The organism is Clostridium sp. (genome assembly GCF_016650095.1).
Lineage (GTDB): Bacteria > Bacillota > Clostridia > Clostridiales > Clostridiaceae > Clostridium_AD.
On record NZ_JAENWL010000281.1, the window covers coordinates 1 to 4,982 of the forward strand.

A 4,982-nucleotide genomic window follows, 5' to 3' on the forward strand; every position below is an offset into this window, starting at 1 on the left:
TCTTATCTTCTACAATATTTAATCGATATCTATCTCCGTCGCGAATTATATCGCACAATCTTAAATTTAATATATCTCCAATTCTTAAACCTAAATTAGCTTGAATTACTAATGCAGTTGCAATTCTTTCATTACCCCGAAATTCTTTATCTCCATTTTTAAATCCTTGCTTCATAACCTCTATTATATTTTCATATTGCTCGGTTGTTAATGCTACCATTTATTTACACCACTTTCTATAATTTATTTATTACCCATTATTATAATTATAGTATAAGTTCGCGTTTTATCAAGTAAAAGTTCGCTTTTCATGTAAGTTTAGTGTTGTCGCTTTTAAAACGCAGTAATATAGCTAAAGTTCGCCTTTTACATTAAACACGAACTTTATAAATATGTATAAAAATTAAAGCAACAAAAGTATTACGCACAAAATAAAAAAGAAGCAAATTTTTAAGCTCCTTATTATTCAATACTTATTTTATTATTTTCCATAATAATTCTTCTTGCTTAATTAAAAACTCTTTTTCTGTAATAATCCCTTCGTCTAGTAAATCTTTATATTTAGTAATTTCATCTTTTATGCTTTGTTGTTTAATCTCTAATTCCAATAACATCACCTCAGTTATATTGTGCTATATTATTGTTACTTTTTGCATATTACATTTTCTACTAAATTATAAAAACCCTACAGATAAAATAATTACATCTTGCAATACCTCAATTATCTAGTATTGTAATTTAAAAGATAAAATTCTTTAGTGTTTTGAAATATCCATAATTTTTAAAACTATGTACTTTGCAAATAACCCCATAAAAATAAAAATCATAAATGAATATGTATCGTTCCATCTTATTAGTTTATATGTTCCGAACCATACAGCTAATGGCACAACAACAAATGCTCCAAATGCTGAAAATACAATTAACATAATAACATATTTTTTCCATTCGGCAAAGTACTGATATAAAAACATATATGAAATAGGTATTATTACTAATTCCAGTTCGCTAATATGTTTAACTAATCCAAACAATTGAATAGGATATGACCATAAAACCATATCTATTCCAAAACTGTCTGAAATAAAAGTTAAAATTATAATTACAAAACCAAATAATATTATTTCATGTAATCTTACTTTATCTACAAGTTTCCACCAAATAAAAATGATTAGGATTGTAACAAAAATAAGAATCCACCATTTTACTGAAAACAATGTGCTGTGCATAAAATGATCGTATTGAATTTGATATATCTGTTTTCGAAGTTCTATTACTTTAGCTAATGAATCCATAATTTACCCTCTTTACCTACTTAGATTTAATTACATTATATAAACTTATTTATTATGTGCATTATCATAAGATTATATTTATAGAATTTATTAAACGAGTTCCATGATTTAAAATTATTTATATTAATATCGCTGCCATTAACTCTATCTTGTATAGTCAGCTCTTCTTCATTAAAAAAATTAGTTAAATCTTGAATATGTTCATTTGATAAATCCAAAGACTGCTGTAAAATACTACGAATTTCTTCATTTTCTACATGGTTTAGATAATATTTAGTAATAGTTCCTACCGTAGTAGCAATCATATATGACTTCCATAAGCCTGTTATTTCTGATGCAATTAATGGTATTTTTTTTATGTCGCTCGTAATAAGAAACCCCCGTATAATATATTACTATTATTCTTTTATTTTGTAAGTTGATTTCTATCCTCCATTTGAGGAGGCTCTTCCATCCATTTATGTTTAATCATAATTTTCGCACCTTTTTTTGAATATCGAAATGTATTCTTGGAAATGAGTCCAAGTTTAATAGGTAAATCATTTCTCATGCTAAAAGATGTACCGAGTCCAGTGAAGCCTAGAGCTGTGAGGGCTGTTAAACTGTTTATATACATCATAAGTTTATCAGAGAAAGGTGCCTGAGTAGAATCTGTAGCTTTACCTGCCCATGCACTAGGAGGTTGAATATCACTTTGTAATAACACACCACTTAATTCAGTGATTACGTTTTTACATAATTCTTTACCCTCTATGAAGTATTTTTTAACTTCAACTTCTTTTGCCACTTGAGCAAATCCTGTTAATAATTGCATATTAAAAATGTTATATTCTATAGCTTCATTAATATAACCAACCTCAATTGTATTTAGTGAACGTTTTTCAGAAAGAATATTAAATCCACTCATATAATTTTTGTCTTCAATAAATTCTACTTGTTTTGGCATAGTTACATATGGTGGTCTTGCAAGCACTCCTTTTCCTAATAGATAATTTGTAGTCATCATATAATATTTATTAGAGGCATCGTATTTTAGCTTTAATAAATCATTAACCTCTTTTTTATATGACATAGCACAAAATACAGCAGTATGACCTAAATTTAATTTCGTAATCTGGCGAAGGAACATTATACAAAAAATGTCGTCAAATAGAGGTGGTACTTCACGTACAACATCTTGTTCATCAAATCCCATTGGAATAACTGCTTTTTCATTATTGAATATTTTTACAATTTCATTAGATGTATTTTGTCTTTCAACAACGTAGGAGGTTAGTATATTTTGAGCATCCTTATCGATAACTTTATCTTTAAATAAATCACAAATTATTATTGATGCTGATAATGCTTGATAACTCATCCATAAAGTACCTAATTCTGTTGAAGTTAATTGTATTTTTGCTTCTGTAGTCATTTTAATCCTTCTTTCTTTCTTTATTTTTAACATTAAATTAAATCGGTTATATATTATAACTCTAATGAATTTGTAATTTCAATCTTTAAATTATTTAATTTATCCCTTAATATTATGATTTATTTCATTTTATACTATTATAGGGTATTTTCATGATAAAAAATAAAATATGAGGACTTATCAGCGCAATAATCCAAGCATATATTGGTTTTTTATAATGAAACATTAATAATGGAAAAATTAAACAATTAAATATTAGACTATAGTATATATTTCACCCATTATAGTAAGTAAAATAACCTAATTTCACACCAATCAATTCTGCTATCGTATAAATAGCAACATAAAATGAAATATGAGCAATAATTTTAGTTATTTTCTTTGGAAAATTATGAATAAATAGTATTACTGTACTTGGATATACGGTAATACATATAAACAAATCAGAAAATGTGTGATTTATTATTTTTGATTCATATAACCACAATGGATTATTATATATTAAAAGAATACACGCAACATTACTCAAAATAAAAAATAGTATAGTTGAATAGTAATTTTTCCGATTTTTCCAGTCTCCAAATTTATAACAAATAATAATAGATACAGAGGCAAGAAATATAAAATATATAAAAGCACCCACTTTAGTCCAATATTAATGACACATAACAATTAATAAGTCACAATGTTATCATTACCAAATAAATAAAAAATTATAACAATATTTTAGTTTCAATAACTAATAATATTTATTATTAAGTTGAAAATACGAAAATGGCAAAGCATATTTATTTAATAAATCATACTTATAAATTTATAAAAAAATAAAAAGATCCCCCTTAATGAGGTACAACAAACTCATAGGGAAATCGCTGCTATTAAAGATCCGGAGCATAGTAAGTTATAAGTATTTCATCCCTCAAGGTATACGTAAAAGTTGTTCTACACATACTAATAACACCATTTACAATTGAGGGGTGAAAGTATTGGGTATAATTTCAAAAATAAAAAAAGTTACGAAGAGAGATGAGACTGTAGATATTCAGGAGGCATTTAATATATATAGTCTTCTAAGAGCAAGATATGTTAGCACTCAAACTGTTCAATTATTTAGGAACTTTGTTCATGACGTAGATTGGGAAATAATCCTAGATGGATTTCAGAAGCATTTTGAAAAACAAATAGATAATTTAGAGAAATTAGGCGAAGATTTTCGTATCATCATGCCAAACAGACCTCCGGTGGACGTCAAATTTGCAACTCGTGTTAATGATATAACAGATGATTATGTCTATAAAATGATATACCATGACCTCATAGCGCTGCTTATGTCTCTTATCCATGCAGTTCGTTCAACCAGTACCAATGATAATTTAAGAAATGTTATCATACAAGATTTAATAATTCATTTTGAGGATTTTGATACCCTTTATAAATTTGGTAAAATGAAAGGCTGGGAAGAGATATATCCTCCTTACAAGACTTCTATTAATCAGTTAGAAGAACAGCTTTCCACGTCAGAAGCGTTTCATATATGGGATCATATTGCTATGAGATATGAACAAACTGAACTCATAGGTATATTCTCTAGTTTTGCTCATGATACTGAGTTTAAGGTGATACTTCAACATGGGGTATATACTTATAACAAGCAGCTTAAAAAGCTTGAACAGTTAGCACTAAAGCTTAATGTACCGCTGCCTAACAGACCGGCACTACCAGTAACGACTCCCATCGATCCTGAAACAATTACGGATAATTTTATGTACCGAATTATTTTAAACTTACAATTATCTTCCTTAGATACTCATGTCAGAGCAATCATTGAGACGATTAGGAACGACTCATTGCGTAAGTTATGGACCGGGCTCCTTAATGAAGAGTTAGAGTATTACGATAAATATCTGAAGTATGGAAAAATGAAAGGCTGGACAAGAATAGTCCCAATATATGGGGAACCAGTGACATAAATTAAAATCAAATGAAAAAATCTCTATACGTAGATTTTTTCACGTTCAATCGAGCTTCATTTTTATTAGAATATTAACGGAAATAGCAAATTGAAATAATTTCATTTTTACTTAATTTAAAAGCTAACTGCATCCTTACTTAAAACCATTCAACATAATAAGATGTTATATTGAACAGAATCAAAAAAAGAGCCATCTGAAATCAGATGGCCCTTTAAAATATTTATTATGGATTACTTAAAGTTTTATCATGATTACCTATGTTCCTAAGCAATATACCCTCTTCTGTATACTGCCAGGTCA

The 4,982-nt window shown here is 27.7% G+C and carries 6 protein-coding genes and 1 pseudogene; 1 reads left to right on the top strand and 6 read right to left on the bottom strand.

Going from position 1 to position 4,982, the window contains the following annotated elements; translation table 11 throughout:
- From JJE11_RS14460 to JJE11_RS17780, 6 genes and pseudogenes are all read right to left on the bottom strand, one after another.
- Nucleotides 1-220, bottom strand: a pseudogene (locus JJE11_RS14460) (integrase); the annotation flags it as partial.
- 253 nt (nt 221-473) lie between these two features.
- Nucleotides 474-608: a hypothetical protein gene (locus JJE11_RS14465; RefSeq protein ID WP_291636851.1), complete on the bottom strand. Its 135-nt coding sequence runs from the start codon at nt 606-608 to the stop codon at nt 474-476.
- A 147-nt stretch (nt 609-755) separates the two neighbouring features.
- On the bottom strand, nt 756-1,295 hold the full coding sequence (locus JJE11_RS14470; protein ID WP_291636852.1) for a CBO0543 family protein: 540 nt from the start codon (nt 1,293-1,295) through the stop codon (nt 756-758).
- Nucleotides 1,296-1,330: 35 nt separating this feature from the next.
- Nucleotides 1,331-1,684, bottom strand: coding sequence for a DUF3231 family protein (locus JJE11_RS14475; protein WP_366927940.1), 354 nt, complete (start codon nt 1,682-1,684; stop codon nt 1,331-1,333).
- Between the two features lie 17 nt (nt 1,685-1,701).
- Entirely contained in the window at nt 1,702-2,742 is a 1,041-nt protein-coding gene (locus JJE11_RS14480) for a DUF3231 family protein (RefSeq protein WP_291636853.1), read from the bottom strand.
- A 241-nt stretch (nt 2,743-2,983) separates the two neighbouring features.
- Entirely contained in the window at nt 2,984-3,352 is a 369-nt protein-coding gene (locus JJE11_RS17780; protein ID WP_366927939.1) for a CBO0543 family protein, read from the bottom strand.
- Between the two features lie 334 nt (nt 3,353-3,686).
- Here JJE11_RS17780 and JJE11_RS14485 point away from each other — a divergent pair, with 334 nt between their 5' ends.
- Nucleotides 3,687-4,679 (top strand): DUF3231 family protein, encoded by a 993-nt coding sequence (locus JJE11_RS14485; RefSeq protein ID WP_291636854.1) that lies wholly within the window; start codon nt 3,687-3,689, stop codon nt 4,677-4,679.
- Nucleotides 4,680-4,982 lie beyond the last annotated feature (303 nt).

Coding starts and splice junctions, on each gene's coding strand:
- JJE11_RS14470 (WP_291636852.1), bottom strand. CDS start 1,295: ATGGATTCATTAGCTAAAGTAATAGAACTTCGAAAACAGATATATCAA.
- JJE11_RS14480 (WP_291636853.1), bottom strand. CDS start 2,742: ATGTTAAAAATAAAGAAAGAAAGAAGGATTAAAATGACTACAGAAGCA.